The sequence below is a fragment of the Kocuria sp. p3-SID1428 genome, from assembly GCF_025149945.1.
In the GTDB taxonomy this organism is placed as follows: domain Bacteria; phylum Actinomycetota; class Actinomycetes; order Actinomycetales; family Micrococcaceae; genus Kocuria.
Window position 1 is genome coordinate 1 of record NZ_JALXVH010000037.1, and the last position, 26,634, is coordinate 26,634.

Genomic DNA, 26,634 nt, shown 5'->3' on the forward strand with positions numbered 1-26,634 from the left:
CACAGATTCCGGGGATCGTCTGTCGCCATTAGCGGGGACGATCTTCGTCGGCTCCGGGGGGCCCCTTCGGGCGGCCGCTGGATACTCTGAAAGAACTCCTTGCAGAGGCCGTCGGAGACGACGACCCGCCGTCCCCGACCCGGAGGCTGAAGCCCATGACTCCAGGTCAGCGCACAGACGATCGTTACCTGACAGACAGTCCCACTGCATGGCGCGTGCGCATCCGCGTGCTCGATCGGCAGGGGCTGCCGGCACACGTGGGCTCCGCAACGCTCGAGCGCCCACTGGTCGAGATCTCCGTGCCGGGCGTGGCGCCGTCGCGGATGTACTCCGATCTCTGGCAGTGGATCTACGGTGCCGGCGGGGACGAGGTGCAGCGGGATCTGGTGGCCACCATCGCCGCTCCGGGGGTCGAGCAGATGGACATCATCTTCTATAAGGGGCAGCAGTCCGAGCACGTGCTGCAGCTGAGCAGCTCGCAGAGACTGCGGGATTTCGCCGCAGGACGGTAGGGGGACATGGCAGGAGCAGCGGGGGACTCCACGGCGAAGAGGCCGGGACGACAGACGATGCAGGCGGTCGCGGGGGCGGCCGTGATGGTTCTGAGCGGATGCCCGGCCGGCAGCACCACCTCGTCGTCGAGCGGGTACGGCGCGCAGTGCTCGGGGCCGGCCTCCATGCACGTCCAGGTCACGGCCGACCCGGATCGCGATCAGCTGACCATCACGACCGCAGGCATCGGGGGTTCCACGCTGAGCAGCGCGCCGCCGGTCGAGGCGCAGGAGGCACCGGGCGGCGACGTCCCCGTCCGCGAGCTGCCGCCGGGGACGCAAGTGCGCATCGCCGATCTGGACGACGGCGAGATCGTGCGCACCGTGGTGCTCACCGGGGGGATCGCGCGCACCGAGGCGCTTGCGGAGGGCGAGTACCTGGTGGGACTGACCTCCGTGGACGACTCCGGTCGGATCGCCGGGCTGGCGAGTTCGAGGGTCGTCGTCGATGAGCGCGGCGATGTGGTCAGCGATCCGTCGCTCGAGCAGTCGCGCGAGGTGCCCGTCGAGGGGGTCGAGGTCCAACGGGGCAATGCGGTGGCCGAGGTCTCCGCCCAGGAGGGCACACCGGCTCGCATGCAGTGGTGGTTGCAGGGCCAGCAGGACAGCGGTCAGTTCGATGCCGAGGGCACGGCCCGCGTGGGCGCTGTCGCCGACGGCACGCACGTGCTGATGCTGCTCGAGGACTCCGCCGAGGCCCCGGGTATCGCCCAGCGAGCGGCCACCTGCCGCTTCGGCGTGGACGACGGAGCGCTCACGCGGCCACAGCCGAGCGACAGCTCGTCCTGATCAGCGGCGGCGCCGCGCGGTGCCGAACAGCGAGCGCGTGATCTCGCGCCCCAGGACGGTGCCGGCCGAGCGCATCATCGAGCGCACGACGGGGTTGTCCAGGAAGCCGCCGCGGTCCTTGTCGCGCTCCTCCTCGCGGCGCTCGGCCCGGGGCTCCTGTCCGCGAGCGGGGCGGTCGTCGTCCTTCGACGAAGTCGCCTCCTGAGCCTTCTGCAGGCGCGCGGTGAGGATCTCGTAGGCGGACTCGCGGTCCACGGCCTCCGAGTACTTCGGCGCCAGCTGCGAGGCCGAGAGCACCGAGTCGACGACCTGATCCGGGGCCGGGGCCATGAGGGTGCGCGGCGTGTGGATCCGGGTCCAGGCCACGGGGGTGGGCGCGCCGGTCTCGGAGGGAACGGTCACGATCGCCTCACCGGTGCCCAGCTGGGTCAGCAGCTGCTCGAGGTCGTACTCGGACTTCGGGTAGGTCCGGGCCGTGGCCTTGAGGGCCTTGGCGTCGTCCGGGGTGAAGGCGCGCAGCGCGTGCTGGACGCGGTTGCCGAGCTGGCCCAGGACATCGCCGGGGACATCCTTGGGGGTCTGCGTCACGAAGAAGATGCCCACGCCCTTGGAGCGGATCAGGCGCACCGTCTGCTCGATCGCGCTCAGGAAGGCCTTGGAGGCGTTGTCGAAGAGCAGGTGGGCCTCGTCGAGGAAGAACACCAGCTCCGGCTTTTCGGGATCGCCGAGCTCCGGCAGGTCCTGGAAGAGGTCCGCCAGCAGCCACATCAGGAACGTGGAGAACAGCTCGGGGCGGCTGGCCACCCCCGGCAGCTCGAGGCAGGAGATGACACCGCGGCCGTCTTCGGTCCTGCGCAGCAGGTCGCGAGTGTCGAACTCGGGCTCGCCGAAGAATACCTCCGCGCCGCCGTTGGCGAACGTGGTCAACTGCCGCAGGATCACACCGGCGGTCTGCTTGGAGACGCCGCCGATGCCCTGAAGCTCGTCCTTCCCCTCCTCCGAGGTCAGGCGCATGATGACCTCGCGCAGGTCCTTGAGGTCCAGCAGCGCCAGGCCGGCCTGGTCGGCGTAGTGGAAGATCAGCCCCAGGGCGGACTCCTGGGTGTCGTTGAGACCCAGGACCTTGGACAGCAGGACCGGGCCGAACGACGTCACCGTGGTGCGGATCGGAACGCCCCTGCCCTCACCGCCAAGGGTCAGGAACTCGACCGGGGAGGCCGTGGGAGTCCAGTCCTGGCCGATGCTGCGGGCGCGCTCCGTGATCTTGTCGCTGGGCTGGCCGTCCACTGCCAGCCCGGAGAGATCGCCCTTCATGTCCGAGAGGAAGACGGGGACCCCGGCCTCCGAGAGCTGCTCCGCCATGGCCTGCAGGGTCTTGGTCTTGCCCGTGCCGGTGGCTCCCGCGATCAGCCCGTGGCTGTTCATGGAACCCAGGGGCAGGCCGACCTGCGCGTCCGGGACCGGGGTGCCGCCGGAGACCGCGGCCCCCAGGTTCAGAGCCGGTCCGGAGAAGGCGTAGCCGGAGCGAACGGCGTCGAGCTGGGCATCGTCATGCGTCTGATCAGTCACGGCGCCGAGCCTACACACGAGTGCTTTCCGACGGCAGGGCTGTGCACCGTCCGGCGCGTGCGAGGGCGCTGGCGCGGGGGCCTGTCACGGAGAGTTCATCGGCCGAGGTCAGAGGCCGGGGGGGGTGCGGCCTCAGGGGCGCGTCACCGCAGGCTCTGCGACTGGTCTCGCATCCGGCCGCCCAGCGCGATGCCAGGATGGGCGCGCTCCGCGCAGCCACGGCTGCACCGGTGGGCCTTGCCGGACCGGAGCGCCGCATCGTCCACGAGGGACCGCTGCCAGAGCCCCCGACCCAGGGGAGAGCCATGAGCACGCACGATCCGTCCGCAGCTCCGAGCGCCCAGACGCCCGATCACGAGCCAGCCGCCTCCGCAGCGTCGTCGGGACGCCACGGCTGACAGCGGCCGGGAGACGGTGTGTCCCGCCGGGCGGTGCTGGCCGGGGCGGGCCTGGCCGGCGCAGGTGCTGCGGCGGCCGGTCTGGCCACTCCGTCGTTCGCGGCGAAGGACGGGGATCCCTTCACGCTGGGTGACCTGCCCTATGGTTTGGTTTCCACTCTTGGTCGCTAGCTTCCGGTGGTGGTCGGTGCCCGTGGGGTGCGTTCTCGCACGATCTGTCGGAGGTGCAGTGCTGTGGCCTGCGGCACGATCATGAGGGCGCGGGCCGGGATTCGCGCGCAGCTGTCCGATTCCTCAGCTCGGCGGGCATCTCTCAGATACCGACGAGTTCGCCGCGCTCGTGCCGAGAACCTGCACGTCGGGCTGAACGGGTGTGGAGTCCGACGATGCGGACCTGCGTGCTTCGACCATGCCGGCGAGACTGGCAACGCGTTCCACCGATCGGCCGGTGCTTGCCCCAGTCCTCCACGGTCCACCTGCCCGTGGCGCCTGTCGCTGCAGCGGCGGCGGGCACCTCGGTGGAGGACGGGGTTCCTCCTCGCCTATGCTCGACGAGAGCCGGGCCGCGGGCGACGGGCATCCAAATGACCGTGGCACTTCCGCGACCGGGCCATTCCCAACTGGAGGAGATCGTCATGGCAAGCACCAACCGCGCCGTCGTGTTCCAGAACGTCAAGGACATGCGCGTCGAGACCCTCGACTTCCCGAAGCTCGAGATGCCGAACGGCAAGAGCGCCCCGCACGGCGTCATCCTCAAGATCGTCGCCACCAACATCTGCGGCTCCGACCTGCACATCTACCGCGGTTCCTTCCCCGTACCCCAGGGCATGGTGATGGGGCACGAGATGACCGGCGAGGTCGTCGAGGTCGGCTCCGACGTCGAGTTCCTCTCCGAAGGCGACCTGGTCTCGGTCCCCTTCAACGTCGCCTGCGGCCGATGCCGCAACTGCCGCGCCCGCCACACCGAGGCGTGCGAGACCGTGAACCCCGACGTGTCCTGCGGCGCCTACGGGTTCAACCTGGGTGATTTCCAGGGCGGACAGGCGGAGTACATGTTCGTCCCCTACGCCGACTTCCAGCTGCTCCGCTTCCCGGACAAGGACCAGGCCATGGAGAAGATCCGCGACCTCGCCCTTCTCTCGGACATCCTGCCCACCGCGTTCCACGGCCTCATGGAGGCCGGGGCGAAGCCCGGCTCGACCGTCTACATCGCCGGCGCCGGACCTGTGGGACGCTGCGGCGCCGCGGCGGCCCGTCTCCTGGGCGCTTCCTGCATCATCGTCGGTGACTACCATCAGGACCGGCTGGACCTGATGAAGAACAACGGCTGCGAGACCATCGACCTCAACCAGGACGTGCCGCTGACCGATCAGATCGAGGCCATCCTCGGCGAACCCATGGTGGACTGCGCCGTCGACTACGTCGGCAACGAAGCCCACGGGATCGGCCGCGAGGCCGAGGACATGAGCCCGGCCCACGCCATCAACCAGGTCATGGACGCCACCCGCGCAGGCGGTGCCACCGGCATCGTCGGCGTCTACGGCCCCGACCCGCTGGCCTCCTCCAAGGCCGAGCAGGAGGGCACCTACCCGCTCGACTTCGGCAAGGCGTGGATCAAGTCGCCTCGGATCTCCGGCGGCCAGGCCCCGATCATGCACTACAACCGTGAGCTGATGATGTCGATCCTGTGGGACCGCATGCCCTACCTCAGCGACATGCTCAACACCAAGGTCATCAGCCTCGACGAGGCCCCCGAGGCCTACGCGAAGTTCGACACCGGTGTCTCGGAGAAGTTCATCATCGACCCGCATGGCATGATCCCCGCCTGATTCAGGGATGTCATACACCCGGCCCGCGATCGTCGCTCCAGCGGCGGTCGCGGGCCGGTTCTGTGCACGGATCCGTCGCCGATCCGGTCCTGGCGGGGAGCTCCAGCTGGGGTGTCACGCGGACGAGAGCCGGTCCACCGCGGGGGCCGGCGCTGAGAAGGTCTGACGCTGCCGCAGCGACATCGCCCATGGCGGGGCCGTCGGGACGCGCCACCGCGCCATCCAGAACGTCACGATCATCATGACGGGGATCGGGCGCCTCCCTGAGAGCACCGTCGCCGCCCGCGCCGGGAGCTCGGCGAGATCTTGTGCTCCGAGGCCCGGCCGGCGGTCGATGAGTCGGAGTCCGCAGCTGTCGATCGAGCCGTTGCGGGAGTCCGGCGTATGCGCTCCATGAAAGAAACCATCGCCTGGATCGAGTGGACCTCCGACCGACGCCGATGCCGGGCACGTCCTGCGGGGAGGAGGGTCACGTGGCGCTCTGCGCCACGCGGGGATCGACTGCGGCATCAGTCCACCGCATCCGGTGGGAGGGGACAGGTTCCGGGCGTGCCGTCACCTGCCCCCTCACCACGGGATGCGGTGGGCGGTGGTCACCGGATGGCGGAGCGGATGGCGGCGGCCGCGGCGGCGACGTTCGATGCACTGTAGATGGCGCTGCCCGCGACGGCCACGTCTGCTCCCGCCTGCTGGACGGCCTCGACAGAGTCCGCACTGACGCCGCCGGCGACGGAGAACGGGACCTCGGCGGCCTTACCGGCGGAGAGCAGGGCGTCGAGGCTGTAGCCGTCCTCCGCCTGCTCGTCGAGGCCGGCGTGCATCTCCACGAAGACGGCGCCGAGGGCGACGACCTCTCGGGCCCGTGCGGCCTTGTCGGACACGCCGATCAGATCGACGACGACGCCCTTGCCGTGCTTGGTCGCCGCGGCGACCGCGCCGGCGATCGTGCTGTCACCGGCGACGCCGAGCACGGTGACCAGATCCGCTCCGGCAGCGAAGGCGATGTCAGCATCCAGCTCGCCGGCATCCATGGTCTTGAGATCGGCGAAGACGGTCTTGTCGGGGTGGGCGGCCTTGACCGCCGTGATCGCCGCGAGGCCCTCGCTCTTGATCAGAGGGGTGCCGAGCTCGATGATGTCGACGTAGGGGGCGGCCTTCGCGGCGAGGTCGAGGGCGGACTCGGTGGTCAGGGTGTCCATGGCGAACTGCAGTCGCATGTCAGGGTGTCTCTTTCTCGTGGTGGTGTCGGTGATGGAACGGAGAAGAAAGGTCATTCGAGGTTGGCATGACGGGGCCAGAGCGCATCCGCACTCTGTCCGCTCTTCTGCCACAGGACGTCGAAGAGAGCGTCGCCGACGAGGACGAGGAGCTGCTCGAAGAGGCTGCCGGCGTACTGGGCCGACTGCTGCTCGGACCGGTCTGTCTTCGTCGCCGCACGGATGACCAGGACGGCGTGGGACAGCTGAGCAAGCGGTGACTCTGGGTCGGTCGTGATCCCGATGACGCGGGCACCGACGGATCGCGCCGTCTCAGCCGCGCTCACCACCCCCGAGGTCGTGCCGGAACCGCTAGCGGTCAGGAGCAGATCGCCCTCTCCGATCGCCGGGGTCGTCGTCTCACCGACGACGTGGACCTCCAGCCCGAGGTGCATGAGGCGCATGGCCGTCATCCGCAGCGCGAGCCCGGAGCGTCCAGCGCCGTGGACGAAGACCCGCCGGGCGTTCGCTGTCAGCTCGACGGCGGCCGCGAGCGCGGGCGCGTCGGGCAGGGCAGCTGCCCCCTCGATCTCGTTGACGATCCGCGTCAGCGAATCCTGGATGCCTCGTTCTTCCATGCCGACCATCTTGGGCCGGTCCGCGCCGGTCCACTGCTGCCCGATGAGCGGGGTGCCCCGTTCGATCGGGTGGGCCTCCCAGGTCGGGCTAGAGTAGCGGAGTGAGCGACCTCCCGACCCCGCTGGACCGTGCCCGCTCCCTGTCGCGGGACCGTGCCCTGACCGAGCAGGCTGATCAACATGCGATCACCCTCGAATCGATCCTTGCCGTGCTCCGCTCCGGCCGACTCGCGGATGCGGCCGCGCGCAGGGAGGCCACGGAGATCGCCTCCTCCGCACTCATCCGTGCTCGTTCGGTCCATGAGCAGCAGGAGAGCGTGCTCGAGCCGGTGGCCGAGGCATTCTCGCGCCTGCGCGCCGAACTGCGTCCTCTGATCCGCTCCGGGCCACTGCACGTCCAGTTCGCCGAGCCTCCTGCGCGAGGACGGGCGCTGCCGGGCCCGGTAGCTCGGGAAGCCCGAGCCATCTCCCGCACAGCAGTGCTCTCGCTCATGGACCGCGCGGACGCTGCACGCGCCCGGATCGGCTGGGACTGCGATGGCCGCAACCTGCTGATGGAGGTCCGTGACGACGGGGGAACCGCGGTGACGGCGGACGACGACACACTGCGTCCGATCGTGGAGCGGGTGGCCGCGCTCGACGGAACCATGGACGTGGAGACGACCCCGGGCTGGGGGACGACGCTGCGGATCGAGATCCCGCTGGACCCACCCAGCGCAGCGCTCACCGTGGAGGGCGCCGAGGAGCTCACCGACCGGGAGAAGCAGGTGCTGCGCCTGGTCGCGACCGGGATCTCGAACCAGCGCATCGGCGACCAGCTCGGGATCACGGCGAACACCGTGAAGTACCACGTGGCCAACTTGCTGCGGAAATACGGCGCCCGTACGCGCGCCGAGCTCGCAAGCATCACTCACTCCCATGATGCGCACCATCCGAGCTCCCGGACTCGATAGCGGGCCTCGGTCCGGACGGTGACTGCGGTGCCCCGACCTGGCACCCGGCGCGGAAGATCCCACCATCACCGGTCGGCCGGCACTGCGAGCGGTGGCGTACCCGCAGCATGGGCGTGGGTCCGGGCTGTCGAGCGATGGTGACCACCAGCGGACATGGTGCGCATCCTTCTGGGCCGCCCATCGGCCACGCCAGATCAGATGTCACCTCTCCGTGCGGCAGTCCCCTGCGTGGGACGGGTTCCTCGCCGGCATGGTCGCCCGCGACCTCACCGGGGAGCGCCTGGTGACATCGGATGCGCATGCGGCGGGGGGGTCACGGCGATCGCCGCGCATCTGCCCGGGGCGGCCCGGCGGCGGAGTCGCACCCACTGCGTCGTGAACCTCATGGCCGTGACCTCGAAGAGCTGGTGGCCGGCGGTGAAGGCGATGCCGCACGGTGTCCATGACCAGCCCGACGCGAGAGCGGTGAACGCGCAGCTGTGACTGATACGCTCCGGCACCGCCCGCGTCCCACCGTGTTCTGGGTTCGCGGATCGGCCTCAGGCCTTCGCCGCCTGGGTGCGGCTCCCGCGACGGCTGGATTCCAACATCTCGGTCAGTGAGCGCGCGTCATAGCTGCCCATCATCCGACAACCATCGACGAAGAACGTCGGGGTCATCTTGGCGCCGCTCGCCTCCGCGCTCGCGATGTCCCGCTGCACCCTCGCAGCAACCTCGTTGCTGTCGAGATCCTTGATGAACGCCTCGACATCGAGGCCCAGCTCAGCCGCGTAGCCGATGAGATCCTCCCTCTCCAGCGCGTTTTGCCGAGTGAAGACGAAGTCGAGCCACCGCCAGAACATGTCCTGCTTCGCGGCCGCCTCGGCGGCCCGTGCGGCGAGGGGGCCGTGAGGATGGTGAGGCAGATGCCGCACGACATAGCGCAGATCGTCACCGAAGCGCCCGTGCAGGTCTTCCCATGAGCCAGTGGCGTGCGCGCAGAACGAGCACTCGAAGTCCACGAACTCCACGAGGGTGAGCCGGGCGTCCTCCGGTCCGCGGATGTGATCCACCTCGGGGTCCACCGGAGAGTCGAGCGTCATCGGGAGATCCGCCGTCTCCTCTCCCCACCGACGGGCCGCGACCTTGAAGATCGACCAGCCCAGAACAGTGGCGAGCACCATCGCCACGAGCACGCCCAGCGTCGCCTGGCGCCCCAGATCCGAGGAGGAGTCGAAAGCGAGGCTGATGACCAGCAACGACACGGTGAAACCGATTCCCGAAAGTGCTGCCCCGCCGAACACGCTGCCCATTCCGACTCCCTCCGGCAGTCGGCCTGCGCCCATCCGAACGGCGAGGAGCGTCGCGATCCCGATTCCGAGGAGCTTGCCGAGCACGAGCCCCGCGATGACGCCCCACGTCACAGGCGAGCCCAGCGAGTCGGCCACCACCCCGCCGCCCAGGTCGACCCCGGCATTGGCCAGAGCGAAGATCGGCACGACCAGCAACGCCGTGGGGAGACGGAGGTACTCGTGCAACCGCTCGTTGACCGACACGCCCTGGGACAGCCCCCGTCCGACGGCACGCGCCGAGGAAGCGCTCGGGGATTGCCAGAAGTCGCGGAACAGCTGCCGGGCGGCGACCACCTCGTGCCGTTGCGTCGGGTAGGCGGGGATCAGAAGGCCGGCGATCATGCCCGTCAGCGAGGCGTGGATGCCGGAGGACAGAGTCGCCAGCCACAGCACGATGACGATCCCCACATACGGAGCGGCACTCCACTGCCGGGAACGGCCCAGCAACCAGAGGGCGACGAGGCAGCCGAGAGCGACCAGCAGCGGGACGGGCCGGATCTCGTCGCTGTAGAACACCCCGATGATCGACACCGCAAGGAAGTCGTCGACCACCGTGAGAGTCAGAAGGAAGACGCGAAGCTGCCCGGAAAGCCGGGGCCCGACGATCGCGAGAGCACCGAGCATGAACGCCGTGTCCGTTCCGACGACCGCCCCCCACCCGCGAAGCCCCTCGCCACCGGACGCGCCGACGACCAGGACATACACCAGCCCGGGCAGCGCCACGCCCGCGACACCGGCGATCGCTGCCAGGCGTGCGCGACTGCTGTCCCGCAGGGCCCCATACGCAAACTCCTGGCGCACCTCGAGACCCACGACGAAGAAGAACACGACCATGAGCCCGTCGTTGATCCAGTGGTGCAGATCCAGGTGCAACCCGAACTGGCCGATGTCGATCCCCACGCTCTGGTGCCACAACTCGAAGTAGGAAGAGGACAGCGGCGAGTTCGCCCAGAGGAGGGCGAAGGCCGTGACAATGAAGAGCAGCATGGCCGATCCCGACTCCGTGCGGAGCCTTCCGACTATGCCCCGCGGGGATGAGCTTGGGTGAGACACCGCTACATTTTGCCTGAACATGCTGGCTAGCCGTGCAGCGGGACGGGAGGATGGCACGCACCGTCAGCGCTCGAGGAGCCGTCGATAGAGTCCTGTCGCTCGCCGAACGAAGGACTCGACCATGCTCAGCCTCAGTTGCTTCGAGGAGCGGTAGCGCCGTTGTACCTCCTCGCGCCCCAGCTTTGGCCGGCCCTCGCCCTCTTTCTCCTGCTCGCGCTGCCGATGGTCGTCACCGATGCACGCGAGTCGCGGCTGCCGCTGCCGCTGAATCTCGGCCTGCTCGGCGCCGGTGCCGTCGCACTCCCGATCACCGCGGTCTGGGTCGGCTTCGATCATCTGATCTGGGCGGCCGTCTCCTGCGGGATCGCGACCGTCTTGATGCTGGTCCTGTTCGTCATCTCGCGCGGCGGCCTCGGGTTCGGCGACGTCATCCTCATAGCCCTCGGTGCGCATCTCGTCGATGAACGCGCAGATCAACGGTTGCGGGGGTCGAGCTCCCCCGCGAAGAACATCGAAGCCCGACGGAGGATCTCCTTGTCCTCGCGAAGCCGCTTGTTCTCGGCCTTCAGTCGCTTGACCTCGGCAGACTCTTCGCTCGTGATGCCGGGGCGGGTTCCGTCATCGACCTCGGCCTGCGCGAGCCAGCGCCGCACGGACTCCCGCGAGACGCCTTCCTGTCGATCGACTGCGGTGACTGCGGCGGTCAGGGTGGGGTACTCCTGCTGGTGCTCTCGCACGAGCCGCACGCACCTCGCGCGCAGCTGGGGATCGATCTTCTTCGACATGCTGTCCATCCTTCCGGACTCAAACAGCAGCGGCATCAAACCTGGGCCGATTCACCTGCCGCCCGATCACCCCCGATGCCGCACTCGAGCACGGACATGACGACCGAGCACGTCACGCTCGCGAAGGGGTGGTGCGGCCGTCGGCGAACACCCTTCACCGCGGCGAGGTGCCGGAGGCATGATGAAGGCATCACTCGAGGACGGGGACGGGTCTCGAACCGCCCCCGGGAAACGGAGCAGATCATGACGAACATCGCGATCATCGGCGGCCACGGCAAGGTCGCGCTGCGGCTGGCTCCCCTGCTGGTCGAGGCGGGCGACGAGGTCACCTCGTGGATCCGCAGCCAGGACCAGGTCGAGGACATCGAGCAGACCGGGGCCACCGCCAAGGTCCTCGACGTCCAGCAGCTGTCCACCGAGCAGCTCTCGGACGAGTTCGAGGGCATGGACGTCGTCATCTGGTCCGCCGGTGCTGGCGGAGGAGACCCCGAGCGCACCTGGGCCGTGGACCGCGACGCCGCGATCCGCACCATGGACGCCGCCGAGAAGGCCGGCGTGGGCCGGTACGTGATGGTGTCCTACCTGGGCGCCGGTCCGGATCACGGCGTGGACGAGTCCGACGACTTCTACGCCTACGCCGAGGGCAAGACCCAGGCGGATGAGCACCTGAAGAAGTCCTCGCTTCGCTGGACCATCCTGGGCCCGGGCATGCTGACCCTCGACGACGCCTCCGGGAAGATCACCGTGCTGCCCGAGGGTCAGCAGCCGGACAACGCCGACACCTCGCGCGCGAACGTCGCCGCAGTGGCCCATGCGGTCCTGTCGGACGACACCACGATCGGGCGCAAGATCAACTTCGTGGACGGGGACACCCCGATCGCGGAGGCCATCTCCGCTTCCTGATCAGAGCGCGCCTGCGGAAGGCGCACGGTCACGACGACGGCCGCGAGCGAGTTCCCCGCTCGTTCGCGGCCGTCGTCTGCCATGCAGGGACCGGCCCCGGCGCGTGCCATCTCGAGGATCGGGCTAGTGTCAGTCTCCGAAGACGCGGGACATGGAGGTCCCGCGGGGTCGCGGAGGATGAGTATGAGCCAGGTGCGAGTCGGTCAAGCGCAGGGGACGGGCCTGCCTCCGCTGACGTCTGGGAAGCATTCGCGCTTCCTGGACAGGCTGGTGGTCATCGCGACCTTCGGCGGACTGCTGTTCGGCTACGACACCGGCGTGATCAACGGCGCCCTGGGCCCCATGTCGGAGCCTGGGGCGCTGGATCTCTCCCCGATGGAGCAGGGCGTCGTGACGTCGTCGCTGCTGATCGGCGCCGCAGCCGGCGCGATCATCGGCGGGCGCTGCTCGGACCGCTGGGGGCGTCGGCGCACGATCCTGGCCATGGCGGTCCTGTTCTTCATCGGGGCGCTGGGCTGCGTGCTCGCCCCGACAGCCGGTGTCATGGTGGCGTTCCGCGTGGTCCTGGGTCTGGCGGTGGGCGGAGCCTCGGTCACCGTGCCGGTCTACCTCTCGGAGATGGCCCCCACCGAGCGCCGCGGGGCCATGTCCGGGCGCAACGAGGTCATGATCGCGGTCGGTCAGCTGCTGGCGTTCCTGATCAACGCGATCATCGGCAGCGCGTTCTACGAGGTCCCCGGGCACTGGCGCGTGATGCTGGCCGTGGCCGCGCTGCCGGCGCTGGCGCTGTTCTTCGGGATGCTGCGCATGCCGGAGTCGCCGCGCTGGCTGCTGGCTCAGGGCGACCGCGATGCCGCGCTGAAGGTCCTGGAGCGGGTCCGTACTCCGGAGCGCGCCAAGGCGGAGCTCGTGGAGGTCGAGGGGCTGGCCGCTCGCGATGCGGCTGAGCACGAGGGCGGGCTGGCGACTCTGCGCACCGAGCCCTGGGTGCGCCGCGTGCTGCTGATCGGCATCGGCGTGGCCGTGTCCCAGCAGCTCTCCGGCATCAACTCCGTCATGTACTACGGCACGCTGCTGCTGGAGCAGGCGGGCTTCTCGTCCTCGGCCGCCCTGATCGCCAACGTGGCCAACGGCGTGATCGCCGTGATCGGCATGCTCACCGGCATGGCCCTGATCGACCGCGTGGGACGACGACGGCTGATGATCTTCGGCTTCACAGGCATCACGTCAATGCACCTGCTGATCGGGCTGAGCGCCCTGCTGCTGCCCGAGGGGCTGGGGCGGGCGATCTTCATCCTCATCTTCGTGGTGCTGTTCGTGGGCTGCATGCAGGCCTCGATCGGCTTCGGCGCGTGGATCATCCTGGCCGAGATCTTCCCGCTGAAGTTCCGCGGGGCGGGCATCGGGATCTCGGTGCTGATGATGTGGCTGGCCAACGCCACGGTGACCCTGCTGTTCCCGCAGGTGGTCTCGGCCACCGGCATCACGGTGACGTTCTTCCTCTTCTCCGGTCTGGGCGCGGCATGCCTGTTCTTCTTCTGGCGCTTCGTCCCGGAGACCAAGGGGCGCTCGCTCGAGCAGATCGAGGAGTCCTTCGCAGCCGGTGAGCTGAAGCAGATCCACCGCCGCTGATCCTCTGACGGCCCCCTGCAGCGCCGTCGGTCCCCGGACCGGCGGCGCCGCGTGTCAGCTGCAGCCCATCCCGGCGAGCTCCAGGCAGTCCCGGCAGACCACGTGGCCCGAATCGGCGGGCCTGAGGTCCAGGAAGCGAACGCTGGGCAGCTGCGCCCGGACGACGGCTGCGGCCACGGCCTCCGTGACTGCCTCCACATTGCGCTCCGGTACGAGCATGAGCACCGAGCCGCCGAAGCCGCCGCCGATCAGCCGCGCGCCATCGGCGCCGGCGCTGAGCGCTGTGTCCACGATGAGGTCGGCGGCGGCGAACGAGGCCTCGGCGTCGTCGCGCATTGAGGCGTGTCCGCTGGTGAGGATCCGCCCGACGGCGCAGGGGACCGAAACCCCCGTCTCGCCGGCGAGCAGGGCGTCGATCTGCTCGGAGCGCAGCATCTCCGTGAGGGCGTGGCGCAGGCGGCGGAAGGCGTCGCCGGGGTCGCGGCCCTCGAGCTGCTCGGCGGTGGGCGCGGCATCCTCCCAGCGGCGCAGGACGGTCTCGACGTCGTCCTGGGACGGTGTCTCCGGCAGGAGGTCCCGCAGGCGGGCGGCGCCCAGGAATCGGGCGGCTGCCTCGGCGTCCAGGCGGCGGGAGGAGAACTCGTGCCCGCCGAGCCAGTGCGGCGTGCGCGTGTCCACACCGATGAGCCGGTGCCCATCCAGCAGCGCGTCGGCCGAGCGGTAGGTGATCGAGAAGTCGCGGCAGTCCAGGGAGACCACCTGGCCGGCGTGGGAACGCAGGCTCGCGGTCTGGTCGAGCCCGCCGGTGCTCGCGCCCACCACCCGGACCTCCGCCATCATGCAGGCGTGGGCCAGGGCTGCGCGGCGGGCGTCGTCGTGCTCGTCGGAGCCGGTGATCATCCCCGCGAAGGCGAGGATCGAGGCGCACTCCAGCGCGGCCGAGGACGACAGGCCGCCGCCCACGGGAAGAGTGGAGCGGATCAGCATGTCGGCTCCGAAGCCCTCGGGGATGCTGATCCCGGGGGTGCACTCCGCGACCTCGTGCAGGCCCCACAGGGCGCCGGCCACGTAGCCGGTCCAGCCCTCGGGACGGCCCGGGCCTATGTCCTCCACGCGGACCTCGACGATCCCCTCGTCCAGCGTGGGCTCCAGGGTGCGCATGCGCAGGAGGCCGTCGGTGCGCGGTGCTGCAGCCACGAGCGTTCCGTAGGGCAGGGCCATCGGAAGGCAGCGTCCGCCCAGGAAGTCGATGTGCTCTCCGTTGAGGTTCGCGCGGCCCGGGGACTGCCAGATGCCTTCCGGCCTGCGGCCGAAGACCCTCTCGAAGTTCTCGAGACCGCTGCGGGCGATCACCGCATTGTCGGGGTGCGGCACCCATTCGGGTGCGACAGATCCCGGCTCCGCGGGGTGGGGCTGGTGCACTGGGGCCTCCTGGTGCTGAGAAGTGCGCCCCACTCTAGACCCGGTACCGGACGCGCTATCAGCGCAGGCGCCGCTCGTGCTGCGTGCCACTGCCCTGCGCGGTGCGCCGCGGTGGGAACGACCGGCGGGGCTTGGGCGGCGGGTTCGACGCGCCGTGGGTCGTGACCACCTGCAGAACACGCTCCAGGTCTGTGCCCACGGTGACCAGCCACCAGTGGTCCCACGTGTTGCGCATCTCGAGGTTCTCCAGGACGTTCGAGAGATCGCTCACCCGCGCACGGGCCCGCGCGGCCAGGAACTGGACCTCGTCCTTCTCCTCGTCGTCGAGGTTCAGCGGCACGATCGACAGGGAGGTGGTCATGGTCGAGAACGACTCGGTGTCCACCTTCCATGCCACGCGCATGACCTCGGCGACGGCGCGCAGCGTGCGCTCGAGCTCGCGAGAGACATCGGCGGGGACCACCATGTGGGAGCCGTCGGCGGCGAACAGTCGGCGCAGGGCGTCGGTGAGGTCGCGCATGTAGAACGAGACGTGCTCCACGCGGATCAGACGGGCCAGACCGGGGTCCTGGCCCTTCTTGTTGGGCAGCATCATGCGCGGGTTCCCCTTGGCGGTCGAGGCGGTGGCTTCGACGACGCCGCGGACCTCCGCTGCGACCGAGGCGAGCTGGTAGTTGACCTCCACCCAGTCGGTGCGCGAGGTCGAGCCGGGCGTGCGGACCTCCATGGCGACGTCGCGCAGATAGAACACCATCAGCCGCTCGATCCGTCCCAGCTCCAGGGACGCGGAGCGGAAGTCGACGGGCTGGGCCACCACGTAGTTGATGACCAGCCCAATCGCGGCGCCGGTGGCCATCTGGACGATGTAGCCCAGCGAGTAGTTGTCGGCGTTGGGCCCGCCCACCACCAGCACGAACAGCGCCGTGATGGGGATGTAGTCCGCCCCGGCCCCGAACCTGCGGACGCCGGCCAGAATGACGCCGAGGGCGATGGCCGGGAACAGGGTGATGACGACCGGCCACGGCGTGAGCTGGACCAGAAGGGCCAGGATCATGCCCACTCCCAGGCCCAGCAGCGTCTGCCCAGCAGTGCGCAGGGAGCCGGCGAGGCTCGGGTACATGGCCACGAGCGCGCCCAGGGGGGCGTAGTAGGGGTACTGCGCCACGACGCCCGGCATGAACGGAGCGACCATGTAGGCGAGCATGCAGGCCAGCGCCGCCTTCAGGGCGAGCAGCAGGCGCGACGAGTTGATCGTGCTGTTGTGCCAGGGGCGCAGCAGCGAATCATCGTCGTCGCGTGAGGCCGACGACGGCCTGGGGGAGAAGCGCACGGCAGTCCTGTTCAAGCGGGGCGAGTGCCCGGGATCAGATGCTTGAGTGCTTGAGAGGCGTGAGAAGAGATCTACGCAACCATCACTTTATCTGCCCGCAAGGGTTCCGGTCGATGGGTGCGGACGACCGATTCTCGGCGGGGCTGTCCATGAAGATTCGGCTCGTGACTTGCTGTGACGTGTGTTCGCCCGGGTCATCCACAGGTTGCGATCGACCCTGTCGCGCGGCTGCGGCTACGGCCTACGATCACGGCACGTGTCGTCATGCGCCTGAGACTGCAGGCGCATCGAGCTGGGGGTGTTCCGATGGCCGCGAGATCCTTCGTCCTGCCTGCCGCCGTGGTCATGGCGGTCTCGCTGCTATCGGCATGCGGCCCCACGGGCGGTGGCGACCCCGACGACGACTCGAGCAGCTCGGCGCCTGTGTCGGAGTCTGTCTCTTCCTCCTCCTCGGCCTCAGAGGTGTCGACCGAGAAGACGCCGGGCGCCGATGGCGAGTACGTGGAGGCCTCCGCCGACGGGCCTGCGCAGAACGTACCCAAGCCCGAGAAGCCGGCGCTTGCCGATGAGGAGTCGTACGAGGGGGCCCAGGCGTTCCTGGACTACCTCGCTGATACGCGCGCATACGCCTGGCAGACGGGGGATACGTCGTTGATCAGGGAGATCACGGCGGAGGAGTGCGAATCTTGCACTGAGGAATATGATGATATAGATGAGGTGTATAAGTCTGGTGGGTGGGCGAGCTCGGGTCAGGAAACGATTCAGATAATCGACACTGATATGCCAATAGATTCATTTGGCTTCCCGGCCCCACGTGCTGAAGTTGACTATCCAGGGCTGACCATTTGGGACTCTGATGGGAGCATTTCCCAAAAGTTTGATCCCATCTCGGGCGATAGCGATCCAATTTATGTGCATATGGAGCATGTTGATGGGTCCTGGATATTGATCCAGCCTACTCCTGTAGCAATTTAGGTGGGGTTATGGGTCTGCGGCTACTGGTTGCAGTGGGAATCATTGTTCTGTCCACTTGGCTCGTGATTGGTGTCGCCGAAGCTGATGGTGGTGCGGTGCGTCCTGACGGATTCCGGGGCCAGGCCGGCCCCTCCAGTGCACAGGCTTCGGGGTCCGGGGTCGAATTGAGGTTTGATTCGCGCTCTGGGGGTACTGGTGGGGGAGGGGTGTCAGAATGGGATGGTCGAAATTATCAAGACGTGCAGGAGTCGTCGGGGCTCGCTCCGGGCCAAACGGTTTCACAGGAAGATATCGAGCAATTCCAAAGGGTTCTTCGGAGGCATTCGACGCAGAGCGAGTATGAAGACGGTGAGCGACCAGCGCCAAGTGTTGAGACCGCTGACTACTCGCTGGTTGATGTCTGCGCAGGTTCCGGGGGTGGTGATGACTGCACAGTGCGGGAATCGTGCACCATGGCGGATGGATCGGCTGGCCAGAATCTCTATGTCGAATTTGCGGTTCCCGGTGATGGGACAACTCGAGTGAGCGACCCCATCTGCTCGCCGTCGGATCAGGTCCCCGAGGGCGATGAGCCCATGCCGCTGCCGGTGTTCACCGTGGAGGATCTGCGTCGCCTGGAGGTGAGTCCGGCGGTGGCCGCAGTGGAGCCGGCGCCGGACACGCTCGTCGGCCTTCACACGAATATGTACGCGACCGCCGAGGATCAGGTCTTCGACACCGAGCTTGCGGGCTTCCCCGTGCAGGTGCGGGTCACTCCGGTGTCGTTCACCTGGGACTACGGCGACGGCACCTCGCTGGGCCCGGTCGTCGACAGCGGAGGTCCGCTTCCCGCTGGCTCGTGGGACGAGCCCACCGACACCAGCCACCAGTACTCCCAGACCGGCGAAGTCTCGGTGGTGCTGACCACGGAGTTCTCGGGCGAGTACTCGATCAGCGGAGGCCCGTGGCTGCCGGTCGACGGCACCAGCACGGTCACCAGCTCCCCCGTCCAGCTCAGTGTGTGGCGCTCGACCGTGCGCAACTACGCCGACGACTGCTTCGAGAACCCGGGCGGCGCCGGCTGCTGAGGGCAGGGGGTTCGTCGTCGTGCGCACGACGATCCCATGCGGCCTCAGCCCACGGCCAGATCGAAGCGCCTGATGAATGCCGCCATGGCATTGCGCGCGGTGGACTCCAGCGGGCGGAAGGTTCCGTCCGGCCAGCCGGTGGTGATCCCGACGCTGCGGGCCCAGCAGATCTCCTTGTAGAACGCCGAGCGCGGCGTGAGGTCGCGGAACGGCGAGCGAGCCGGTGCGGTGAACGCCGGAGATCCGGCCGCCCGGTAGAACAGCGCGCAGGTGGCATTGCGGTCGATCGGGTTCAACGGGCGGAACGATCCGTCGTCCCAGCCGTTGAGCAGGCCGCGATCCCGCGCCCAGCACATCTCCGGGTAGAACTGCTGTCCGGGGCGCACATCGATGAACGGCGACCTCGACGGTGCCGTGAAATCCGGTGAGCCGGCCATGCGGTGGAACACGACGGCCATGGCGTCGCGCTTGATGGTGCTCAGGGGGCGGAAGGTGCCGTCGCCCCAGCCGCGGAGGTAGCCGAGGTCGGAGACCCATCCGATCTCGGACGCGAAGGCGGATCGGCTGCTGATGTCCCGGAACGTCGTCATGAGGAGTCCTTTCGGGGCGTGGCTCAGTACCAGCCGAGAGCGCGCAGCTTCTCGGCGATGGCGGTCGCGACGATCAGGTAGCCGAAGCGGTTGAGGTGGTAGTTGTCGCCCCTGAGCTCGAGCGGGGCCATGCCCCATGAGGCGCGCTGGCGATCGGCCACCGTGGAGCCGATGCTGTAGTCGCCCAGCTCGGGATGCATCCAGCGCTCCGGATCCGTGAGCACGGCATTGACATCCAGGTACTGATCCCCGTACTCGCGGGCATAGGCCCGATTGACGGTGTCCACCTGGTCGTAGGCGGCGGTGCCCGGGGTGTCCAGGAAGTTCTTCCAATGCCCCAGGACGAGCGTCGACTCAGGCTCCACGTCATAGGCGGCGCGGGTATCGGCCAGGACGCGATCGATGTCGCCGATGTTGTTCTTGCCCATCCACAGCAGGTGCGTGCTGCCGCGGTGTCGCGCCTCCAGGTCGGTCACCCAGCGGGAACGAGCCGAGACGCCCACGTGCACGGCGGAGCCAGCGGAGGCGCGGCGGATCTCCACCTTGCGGTGGGTGCCGGGGACGTATCGCAGATCGAACGGAACTCCGTCGATAGTGCCGGGGTAGGAGCGACCGGACTCGGGCACGCGGTGGTCGAGGGTGGGCAGGACCAGGGTTCCGGAGGCGGGAAGCATGCCGGCCGCGCCCATGTAGCGGAAGTCCGGGCGCGCTGCGGCCTTCTCGGAGCGGGTCATCAGGATCTCCGGCGACCGAGCGGCGGGCGTGGCCTCCGAGACGGCGGTCGTTCCCAGCTGTTTCGCGAGCTCGGTGTCCAGATGGACCACCCGGAAGCCGTCGGTGATGGCGCTGGCATAGGAGGCGGCCGACGAGCTGCCCCACAGCACGATCGGCCGCTTGGCGGCCGAAGCCTGCGTCGCCGCTGCCCCGGCGGCGCTGACGGTGAGGGCCGCCGCCGTGGCTGCCAGGACTGCGCGGCGTGAGGGGCCGTGTCCGGCGGCGGTCGAGGACAGGGCGGCAGGGCGCTGGGGCCTTCCAGTGGCGTGGGGGGTCATATGGGCGATAGGCCTTTGTTCGGGGATCTGAACGGCGCCGCTTGTGGGCACTGGGGGGGCTTCAGGCTACAAATCTGGATGAGCCCACAGAGACTCCGTCTTCTTGGAGACGCTCTGTGACGCGGGGTACCCTCACACCGGAAGATCACAGACCACGCCGATGAGCGGTTCCGGGAGAGACCCCGCGGACACCGCCGTGCGGGCGCCGTAGGAGCAACCCTCCCCAGGAAACTCTCAGGCACCGGCACCGGGATCGCTCGGCACCTCTGGAAAGCACGGGATCGGCCCCAGGCCGCACCCGGCACCGACGGAGCAAGCGGGCCCGCCCGCGGAAACTCTCAGGTCCCATGACAGAGCGGGGAGGAACCGGCCGGGGCATGCCCCCTCAGACCAAGGAGTTCCCCTAATGAGCCCTTCCGCACCTGCTGACAGTGCCGTGAGCGCCTCGGGGGTCAGCTCCGACGCCCTGGCCTTCGTGGACCGCCACGTGGGCCCGCGCGGCCAGGAGATCGATCAGCTTCTCTCCACGGTGGGCGTGGGCTCGCTGGCGGAGCTCGTGGATCAGGCTGTCCCGGCGTCCATCCGCATGGACCGCGAGCTGGACCTCCCTGAGGCCCTCAGCGAGGCCGAGGTCCTGACCGCCCTGCGCGGCATCGCGGATCAGAACGAGCCGGGTCGCCCCATGATCGGCCAGGGCTTCTACCGCACCGACACCCCCGCGGTCATCCAGCGCAACCTGCTCGAGTCCCCGGCCTGGTACACGGCCTACACCCCGTACCAGCCCGAGATCTCGCAGGGCCGCCTCGAGCTGCTGCTGACCTACCAGACCATGGTCCAGGACCTCACCGGCCTGGATATCGCCAACGCGTCGCTGCTGGACGAGTCCTCCGCCGTCGTCGAAGCCGCCCTGCTGATGAAGCGCGGCAACCGCAAGGCCAAGAACGGCGCGATCCTGGTCGACTCCGACCTCTTCCCGCAGCACCTGGCCGTCATCCCGGGCCGCGCCCGCGCTGTCGGCATGGACCTCGAGATCCTGGACCTCTCCGACGGCATCCCGCAGGAGCAGCTCGAGCGTGAGAACGGCATTGCCGGCGTGATCCTCCAGCAGTCGGGAGCTTCCGGGAAGGTCCATGACTGGACCGACGTCATCGCCCAGGCCAAGGGCGCCGGCGCCATGGCGACCGTCGTGGCCGATCTGCTGGCCCTGACCCTCGTGAAGTCCCCCGGCGAGATGGGAGCGGACATCTCCGTGGGCACCTCGCAGCGCTTCGGCGTCCCGCTGTTCGCCGGCGGACCGCATGCGGCCTTCATGGCGGTGCGCTCGGACCTGCAGCGCAGCCTGCCCGGCCGCCTGGTGGGCGTCTCCCACGACGACACCGGCCGCCCCGGCTACCGCCTGGCCCTGCAGACCCGCGAGCAGCACATCCGCCGCGAGAAGGCCACCTCCAACATCTGCACCGCCCAGGCGCTGCTGGCCGAGGTCGCCGCCTGCTACGCCGTCTACCACGGCCCGGACGGCTTGCGTCGCATCGCCCGCCGCGTGCACAGCCGGGCCCGCACGATCGTCGACGCCCTGCAGAATGCTGGGATCGAGCTGGTCTCGGATCAGGTCTTCGACACTGTCGTCGCACGTGTCCCCGGCCGCGCCGACGAGATCCTCGCGGCCGCCGCCGGGAAGGACATCGACCTGCGGCGCGTGGACGACGACCACGTGGGCGTCTCCGCGGATGAGCGCACCTCCGCGCAGGACGTCGCCGACGTGCTCGGCGCCTTCGGCGTGACGGAGGCGGCCGAGGCGGACTCCACCTCCGGCCCCGTGCTGCCCGAGCAGCTGGTGCGCACCTCCGAGTTCCTGACCCACGAGGTCTTCAACACCCACCGCTCCGAGACCTCCATGATGCGCTGGCTGCGCCGCCTCTCGGATCGCGACCTGGCGCTGGATCGCACCATGATCCCGTTGGGCTCGTGCACCATGAAGCTCAACGCCGCCGTCGAGATGGCCTCGATCACCTGGCCCGAGTTCGCGGACGTCCACCCGTACTCCCCGGCCTGGCGCATGCAGGGCTGGCAGCACCTGGTCGAGGACCTCGAGTCCCGCCTGGCCGAGCTGACCGGCTACGCCAAGGTCTCGATCCAGCCGAACGCCGGCTCCCAGGGCGAGCTCGCCGGCCTGCTGGCGATCCGCCGCTGGCACATCTCGCGCGGCGACGAGGCTCGCGACCTCGTGCTGATCCCGGCCTCCGCCCACGGCACGAACGCCGCCTCCGCGGTGCTGGCCGGGCTGCGCGTGCGCGTCGTGAAGACCGCGCCGGACGGCACCGTCGATCACGAGGACCTGGACAAGGCGATCGCCGACAACGAGGGCGCGATCGCCGGCATCATGATCACCTACCCCTCCACGCACGGCGTGTTCGAGGAGGACGTCCGCGAGGTCTGCGGCAAGATCCACGACGCCGGCGGCCAGGTCTACCTGGACGGCGCGAACTTCAACGCGATGGTCGGACTCGCGCAGCCCGGGCAGTTCGGCGGCGACGTCTCGCACCTGAACCTGCACAAGACCTTCTGCATCCCGCACGGCGGCGGCGGCCCGGGCGTCGGTCCGGTGGCCGTGGCCGAGCACCTGGTGCCGTTCCTGCCGGGCGATCCGCTCGAGGGCGACCCCGGCCGCCCGACCGTGGGCGGGGCCGCGAACGACGCCGACCAGCCGACGGATGCCGCCGCGAACGGCCGCGGCCTGCCGGTGACCAGCACCCGCTGGGGCTCCACCGGCGTGCTGCCGATCTCGTGGGCCTACCTCGCGCTGATGGGCGGTGACGGCCTGACCCGCGCCTCCGCCGTGGCCCTGCTGAACGCGAACTACATCGCCCGCAGTCTCAACGAGCACTTCCCCGTGCTCTACACCGGCGACAACGGCCTGGTCGCCCACGAGTGCATCCTCGATCTGCGCAAGCTCACGGATGCCTCGGGCATCAAGGTCGCAGACGTGGCCAAGCGCCTGATCGACTACGGCTTCCACGCCCCCACCGAGTCCTTCCCGGTCAGCGGCACGTTCATGGTCGAGCCGACCGAGTCCGAGGACAAGGCCGAGATGGACCGCTTCATCGAGGCCATGATCTCGATCCACGCCGAGATCCAGCAGGTGATCGACGGCAAGGTCTCCGAGGCCGACTCCGTCGTGCGCCACGCCCCGCACACTGCGGCAGCGCTCGTCTCGGACGACTGGGACCGCGCGTACTCCCGCGAGACCGCGGCCTTCCCGGTGCCGAGCCTGCGGGTGGACAAGTACTTCCCGCCGATCGGGCGCATCGACGGCGCGTACGGCGACCGCAACCTCGTGTGCAGCTGCCCGCCGCCCGAGGCCTTCGAGACGGTCGACGAGACCGAGCCGGGCACCTCCTCCGAGCCCGAGGCTGACAGCGAGACCAAGACCACCGTCCAGCCCAGCCAGGAGAGCGCACGATGAGCACCGAAGCAGCATCCCGTCCCACGGCGCTGACCCCCGTGCACGAGCGGCTGGGCGCCTCCTTCACCGACTTCGGCGGCTGGTGGATGCCCCTGCGCTACGGCTCGGACATGGCAGAGCACAAGGCCGTGCGCGAGGCCGCCGGCCAGTTCGACCTCTCCCACATGGGCGAGCTGCTCATCGAGGGCCCCGACGCCGCCGCGTTCCTGGACTACGCCCTGGTGGGCCGGCTGTCCGCGATCGAGATCGGCAAGGCCAAGTACTCGCTGCTGTGCAACGAGGCCGGTGGAGTGATCGACGACCTGATCACCTACCGCCTCGGCGAGGACTCCTACCTGGTGGTCCCGAACGCGTCGAACACGCCGGCCGCGCTGGCCGCGTTCCAGGAGCGCACCACGGCCGCCGACGGCACCGTCTTCGACGTCACCATCACGGACCGCACCGAGGCGACCGCGCTGATCGCCGTGCAGGGCCCGGCCTCCGAGGCCGTGCTGCTCGAGGCCGTGGAGGCCCAGTCCGCGCAGGCCGTGAAGGACGTGAAGTACTACGCCATCACGGACGTCGTCTTCACGACCCCCGAGGGCCCGCTGCCCGTGCAGCTGGCCCGCACCGGGTATACCGGCGAGGACGGCTTCGAGATCTACATCGGCATCGAGTCCGACCCGACGGCGGCCGAGCGCCTGTGGAGCGTGCTCGAGAAGGCCGGCGAGTCCCACGGGCTGGTGCCCTGCGGGCTGGCCGCGCGCGACTCGCTGCGCCTGGAGGCCGGCATGCCGCTGCACGGCCACGAGCTCTCCGAGGACATCAACCCGTACCAGGCGAACCTGCCGATCGTCGCGCTGAAGACCAAGGACTCCTTCGTGGGCCGGGAGGCCCTGGCGAAGATCAAGGGGGAGGGCCCCTCCTCCAAGCTGGTCGGTCTGGTCAACGACGGCAAGCGTGCCGCCCGCCCGGGCTACGCGGTGCTCAAGGACGGCGAGAAGGTCGGCGAGATCTCCTCCGGCGCCCCGAGCCCCACCCTGGGCCACGCGATCGCCCTGGCCTTCGTCTCTCCCGAGCTCACCGAGCCCGGCACCGAGCTCGATGTGGACCTGCGCGGCAAGCCCACGCCGTTCCGCGTCGTCAAGCTCCCCTTCTACAAGCGCGAGAGCTGACAGCACGACAGCTGTCTCGCCGCATGACGCCAGCCCGCCCCGGTGCTGGACACCACCCCGCAGCAGGACCCCACCATGGAAGGACCAGGCAATGAGCGCTCTGGACAAGGTCAACAAGGACTACCGCTACTCCGCTGAGCACGAGTGGCTCGACTCCTCCTCGCCGGCCAAGGTCGGCCTCTCGCAGATCGCCGTCGACGCCCTGGGCGAGGTCGTCTACGTCGACCTCCCCGAGGCCGGCGCATCCGTCACCGCGGGCGAGGTCTGCGGCGAGGTCGAGTCGACCAAGTCGGTCTCCGAGCTGTACTCGCCCGTCACGGGCACGATCGTGGAGATCAACGACGCCGTCGTCGACAGCCCGGGCCTGCTCAACGAGGACCCGTACGGGGCCGCCTGGCTCTTCACCGTCGAGGTCGAGTCCGAGGGCGAGCTGCTCAGCCCCGAGGACTACGCCGCAGCACAGGAGGACTGAGCATCACATGACCGTCAGCATCTTCGATCTCTTCAGCATCGGCGTGGGCCCGTCGTCGTCCCACACCGTGGGCCCCATGCGCGCGGCGGCCGACTTCGTCGCCGATCTGGTGGGCGAGGGGTTGCTGTCGCGTCTGGACCGCATCGCGGTCGACCTCTATGGCTCGCTGTCCTCCACCGGCCGCGGGCACGGCACATTCGACGCCGTGCTCATCGGCCTGGAGGGCCACCAGCCGGACAAAGTCCTGCCCGCCACCATGGACTCCCGCAAGGAGGCCCTGGCCGCCGGGCACCCGCTGCGCCTGGGTGATGCCCTGGACGGCGTCGACGAGCCGGTCGAGCTCGACTTCCACGTCGAGGACATCGTCCAGCACCCGCTCACGCTGCTGCCGTACCACCCCAACGGCATGACCATGGCCGCCTACGACGCCGACGGCAACGTCCTGGCGGAGCGGACGGCCTACTCGGTGGGCGGCGGGTTCGTGGTCGTCGATCCGGTCGAGGGCGAGGATCCTCTGCCGGACGAGGGCGACACTCCCATCCCGTATCCGTACGACGACGCAGAGGGCCTGCTGGGGCACTGCCTGTCCCACGGCATCTCGGTCGCGCAGCTGGCGTTGGCCAACGAGGCGGCGCGCCGTCCCGAGGAGGAGGTCCGCGCGGGCGTGCTCAAGATCGCCCAGGTCATGGAGGACTCCAAGAACTCCAACCTGGAGCGCGAGGGGCCGCTGCCCGGCGGGCTCAAGGTGCGCCGCCGCGCGCCCGAGTGGCACGCCCGGCTCAAGGCGATCGACACCGACTTCGATCCGCAGCACTGGGTCGAGTGGGTGAACCTGGTGGCGCTGACCGTCAACGAGGAGAACGCCTCGGGCGGGCGCATCGTCACCGCGCCCACCAATGGCGCGGCAGGGATCGTGCCGGCCGTGATGTTCTACGCCACGCACTACACCCCGGCCGCCCGCGGGCCGGAGAAGCGCTCGCGCGAGGACATCACCGTGGACTACCTGCTGGCCGCCGCCGCGGTGGGCTCGCTGATCAAGGAGCAGGCCTCGATCTCCGGCGCCGAGGTCGGCTGCCAGGGCGAGGTCGGCTCGGCGTCGTCCATGGCCGCGGCCGGTCTGGCGCAGGTCATGGGCGGCACGCCGGTGCAGGTCGAGAAGGCCGCCGAGATCGCCATGGAGCATCACCTGGGTCTGACCTGCGATCCCATCGCAGGCCTGGTGCAGGTGCCGTGCATCGAGCGCAATGCGATCGCAGCCGCCACCGCCGTCAACGCGGCCCGCATGGCGCTGTTCGAGGAGTCCGAGCCGGGCTTCGTGAGCCTGGACCAGGTGGTCGAGACCATGCGCTCGACCGGTGCGGACATGTCCGAGAAGTACAAGGAGACCGCGCGCGGAGGCCTGGCGGTCAACGTGGGCGTCAACGTCGTCGAGTGCTGACCCCCTCCCGCCGAGTGGATACCCAGTTGCGCTATGTGCAGCTA

General features: G+C 69.2%; 20 protein-coding genes, 3 pseudogenes and 1 riboswitch. Of the genes and pseudogenes, 14 read left to right on the forward strand and 9 right to left on the reverse strand.

Going from position 1 to position 26,634, the window contains the following annotated elements; genetic code table 11:
- Positions 1-155: 155 nt before the first annotated feature.
- Positions 156-512: a hypothetical protein gene (locus tag M3E84_RS08855; RefSeq protein ID WP_259895832.1), complete on the forward strand. Its 357-nt coding sequence runs from the start codon at positions 156-158 to the stop codon at positions 510-512.
- An 84-nt stretch (positions 513-596) separates the two neighbouring features.
- Positions 597-1,340 carry a hypothetical protein gene (locus tag M3E84_RS08860; RefSeq protein WP_259895833.1) on the forward strand — a complete coding sequence of 248 codons (744 nt, stop codon included), beginning with the start codon at positions 597-599 and terminating at the stop codon, positions 1,338-1,340.
- Here M3E84_RS08860 and M3E84_RS08865 read toward each other — a convergent pair whose 3' ends face one another.
- Positions 1,341-2,909, reverse strand: coding sequence for a DUF853 domain-containing protein (locus tag M3E84_RS08865; protein WP_259895834.1), 1,569 nt, complete (start codon positions 2,907-2,909; stop codon positions 1,341-1,343).
- Positions 2,910-3,942: 1,033 nt separating this feature from the next.
- Between M3E84_RS08865 and M3E84_RS08870 the strand changes: the two genes are divergently transcribed.
- Complete coding sequence (locus M3E84_RS08870; protein WP_259895835.1) at positions 3,943-5,136, forward strand: alcohol dehydrogenase catalytic domain-containing protein; 1,194 nt, start codon at positions 3,943-3,945, stop codon at positions 5,134-5,136.
- 593 nt (positions 5,137-5,729) lie between these two features.
- Here M3E84_RS08870 and hxlA read toward each other — a convergent pair.
- Entirely contained in the window at positions 5,730-6,353 is a 624-nt protein-coding gene (hxlA, locus tag M3E84_RS08875; RefSeq protein ID WP_259895836.1) for a 3-hexulose-6-phosphate synthase, read from the reverse strand.
- 53 nt (positions 6,354-6,406) lie between these two features.
- Entirely contained in the window at positions 6,407-6,979 is a 573-nt protein-coding gene (hxlB, locus tag M3E84_RS08880) for a 6-phospho-3-hexuloisomerase (protein WP_259895837.1), read from the reverse strand.
- A gap of 92 nt (positions 6,980-7,071) precedes the next feature.
- On the opposite strand from hxlB, the gene M3E84_RS08885 reads away from it, so the two are divergent.
- Positions 7,072-7,923, forward strand: a complete 852-nt coding sequence (locus M3E84_RS08885; protein WP_259895838.1) for a LuxR C-terminal-related transcriptional regulator — start codon at positions 7,072-7,074, stop codon at positions 7,921-7,923.
- Between the two features lie 226 nt (positions 7,924-8,149).
- A pseudogene (locus tag M3E84_RS08890) lies at positions 8,150-8,400 on the forward strand (transposase); the annotation flags it as partial.
- A gap of 62 nt (positions 8,401-8,462) precedes the next feature.
- Here M3E84_RS08890 and nhaA read toward each other — a convergent pair.
- The gene (gene nhaA, locus M3E84_RS08895; RefSeq protein WP_259895839.1) at positions 8,463-10,328 is read right to left on the reverse strand and encodes a Na+/H+ antiporter NhaA; all 1,866 of its coding nucleotides are present in this window, start codon (positions 10,326-10,328) and stop codon (positions 8,463-8,465) included.
- Positions 10,329-10,529: 201 nt separating this feature from the next.
- Here nhaA and M3E84_RS12510 point away from each other — a divergent pair.
- Positions 10,530-10,691 (forward strand): annotated as a pseudogene (locus tag M3E84_RS12510) (hypothetical protein); the annotation flags it as partial.
- Positions 10,692-10,742: 51 nt separating this feature from the next.
- Here the strand turns inward: M3E84_RS12510 and M3E84_RS08905 are convergent.
- Positions 10,743-11,092, reverse strand: a pseudogene (locus M3E84_RS08905) (transposase); the annotation flags it as partial.
- A gap of 243 nt (positions 11,093-11,335) precedes the next feature.
- Here M3E84_RS08905 and M3E84_RS08910 point away from each other — a divergent pair.
- Complete coding sequence (locus M3E84_RS08910) at positions 11,336-11,995, forward strand: SDR family oxidoreductase (RefSeq protein ID WP_259895840.1); 660 nt, start codon at positions 11,336-11,338, stop codon at positions 11,993-11,995.
- A 183-nt stretch (positions 11,996-12,178) separates the two neighbouring features.
- Positions 12,179-13,627, forward strand: a complete 1,449-nt coding sequence (locus M3E84_RS08915; RefSeq protein ID WP_259895841.1) for a sugar porter family MFS transporter — start codon at positions 12,179-12,181, stop codon at positions 13,625-13,627.
- Positions 13,628-13,681: 54 nt separating this feature from the next.
- Here M3E84_RS08915 and M3E84_RS08920 read toward each other — a convergent pair whose 3' ends face one another.
- Together M3E84_RS08920 and M3E84_RS08925 are read right to left on the reverse strand one after the other, a co-directional pair.
- Complete coding sequence (locus M3E84_RS08920; protein WP_259895842.1) at positions 13,682-15,049, reverse strand: galactokinase family protein; 1,368 nt, start codon at positions 15,047-15,049, stop codon at positions 13,682-13,684.
- A 58-nt stretch (positions 15,050-15,107) separates the two neighbouring features.
- On the reverse strand, positions 15,108-16,379 hold the full coding sequence (locus tag M3E84_RS08925; protein WP_259895843.1) for an aromatic acid exporter family protein: 1,272 nt from the start codon (positions 16,377-16,379) through the stop codon (positions 15,108-15,110).
- A gap of 462 nt (positions 16,380-16,841) precedes the next feature.
- On the opposite strand from M3E84_RS08925, the gene M3E84_RS08930 reads away from it, so the two are divergent.
- Together M3E84_RS08930 and M3E84_RS08935 are read left to right on the forward strand one after the other, a co-directional pair.
- Entirely contained in the window at positions 16,842-17,354 is a 513-nt protein-coding gene (locus M3E84_RS08930) for a DUF6318 family protein (protein ID WP_259895844.1), read from the forward strand.
- Between the two features lie 521 nt (positions 17,355-17,875).
- Positions 17,876-18,421: a hypothetical protein gene (locus M3E84_RS08935; RefSeq protein WP_259895845.1), complete on the forward strand. Its 546-nt coding sequence runs from the start codon at positions 17,876-17,878 to the stop codon at positions 18,419-18,421.
- A 44-nt stretch (positions 18,422-18,465) separates the two neighbouring features.
- Here the strand turns inward: M3E84_RS08935 and M3E84_RS08940 are convergent, their stop codons facing one another.
- Positions 18,466-19,011: an S-layer homology domain-containing protein gene (locus tag M3E84_RS08940; protein WP_259895846.1), complete on the reverse strand. Its 546-nt coding sequence runs from the start codon at positions 19,009-19,011 to the stop codon at positions 18,466-18,468.
- Positions 19,012-19,034: 23 nt separating this feature from the next.
- Positions 19,035-20,063, reverse strand: a complete 1,029-nt coding sequence (locus M3E84_RS08945) for a hypothetical protein (RefSeq protein WP_259895847.1) — start codon at positions 20,061-20,063, stop codon at positions 19,035-19,037.
- A gap of 161 nt (positions 20,064-20,224) precedes the next feature.
- Positions 20,225-20,323, forward strand: a riboswitch (glycine riboswitch).
- Between the two features lie 146 nt (positions 20,324-20,469).
- Here M3E84_RS08945 and gcvP point away from each other — a divergent pair.
- From gcvP to M3E84_RS08965, 4 genes are all read left to right on the forward strand, one after another.
- Positions 20,470-23,526, forward strand: coding sequence for an aminomethyl-transferring glycine dehydrogenase (gcvP, locus tag M3E84_RS08950; protein WP_259895848.1), 3,057 nt, complete (start codon positions 20,470-20,472; stop codon positions 23,524-23,526).
- Positions 23,523-24,680 carry a glycine cleavage system aminomethyltransferase GcvT gene (gcvT, locus tag M3E84_RS08955; RefSeq protein ID WP_259895849.1) on the forward strand — a complete coding sequence of 386 codons (1,158 nt, stop codon included), beginning with the start codon at positions 23,523-23,525 and terminating at the stop codon, positions 24,678-24,680. Before gcvP ends, gcvT begins: the two co-directional genes overlap by 4 nt.
- 91 nt (positions 24,681-24,771) lie before the next feature.
- On the forward strand, positions 24,772-25,152 hold the full coding sequence (gene gcvH / locus M3E84_RS08960) for a glycine cleavage system protein GcvH (protein ID WP_396415596.1): 381 nt from the start codon (positions 24,772-24,774) through the stop codon (positions 25,150-25,152).
- Positions 25,153-25,159: 7 nt separating this feature from the next.
- Entirely contained in the window at positions 25,160-26,590 is a 1,431-nt protein-coding gene (locus tag M3E84_RS08965) for an L-serine ammonia-lyase (RefSeq protein WP_259895850.1), read from the forward strand.
- The last annotated feature ends 44 nt before the right edge of the window (positions 26,591-26,634 follow it).

What these genes read in the sequence shown, in the direction of transcription:
- M3E84_RS08855 (WP_259895832.1), top strand. Translation starts at nt 156, where the DNA reads ATGACTCCAGGTCAGCGCACAGACGATCGTTACCTGACAGACAGTCCC.
- M3E84_RS08860 (WP_259895833.1), top strand. Translation starts at nt 597, where the DNA reads ATGGTTCTGAGCGGATGCCCGGCCGGCAGCACCACCTCGTCGTCGAGC.
- M3E84_RS08870 (WP_259895835.1), top strand. Translation starts at nt 3,943, where the DNA reads ATGGCAAGCACCAACCGCGCCGTCGTGTTCCAGAACGTCAAGGACATG.
- hxlA (WP_259895836.1), bottom strand. Translation starts at nt 6,353, where the DNA reads ATGCGACTGCAGTTCGCCATGGACACCCTGACCACCGAGTCCGCCCTC.
- hxlB (WP_259895837.1), bottom strand. Translation starts at nt 6,979, where the DNA reads ATGGTCGGCATGGAAGAACGAGGCATCCAGGATTCGCTGACGCGGATC.
- nhaA (WP_259895839.1), bottom strand. Translation starts at nt 10,328, where the DNA reads ATGTTCAGGCAAAATGTAGCGGTGTCTCACCCAAGCTCATCCCCGCGG.
- M3E84_RS08910 (WP_259895840.1), top strand. Translation starts at nt 11,336, where the DNA reads ATGACGAACATCGCGATCATCGGCGGCCACGGCAAGGTCGCGCTGCGG.
- M3E84_RS08915 (WP_259895841.1), top strand. Translation starts at nt 12,179, where the DNA reads ATGAGCCAGGTGCGAGTCGGTCAAGCGCAGGGGACGGGCCTGCCTCCG.
- M3E84_RS08940 (WP_259895846.1), bottom strand. Translation starts at nt 19,011, where the DNA reads ATGACGACGTTCCGGGACATCAGCAGCCGATCCGCCTTCGCGTCCGAG.
- M3E84_RS08945 (WP_259895847.1), bottom strand. Translation starts at nt 20,063, where the DNA reads ATGACCCCCCACGCCACTGGAAGGCCCCAGCGCCCTGCCGCCCTGTCC.
- gcvP (WP_259895848.1), top strand. Translation starts at nt 20,470, where the DNA reads ATGAGCCCTTCCGCACCTGCTGACAGTGCCGTGAGCGCCTCGGGGGTC.
- gcvT (WP_259895849.1), top strand. Translation starts at nt 23,523, where the DNA reads ATGAGCACCGAAGCAGCATCCCGTCCCACGGCGCTGACCCCCGTGCAC.
- gcvH (WP_396415596.1), top strand. Translation starts at nt 24,772, where the DNA reads ATGAGCGCTCTGGACAAGGTCAACAAGGACTACCGCTACTCCGCTGAG.
- M3E84_RS08965 (WP_259895850.1), top strand. Translation starts at nt 25,160, where the DNA reads ATGACCGTCAGCATCTTCGATCTCTTCAGCATCGGCGTGGGCCCGTCG.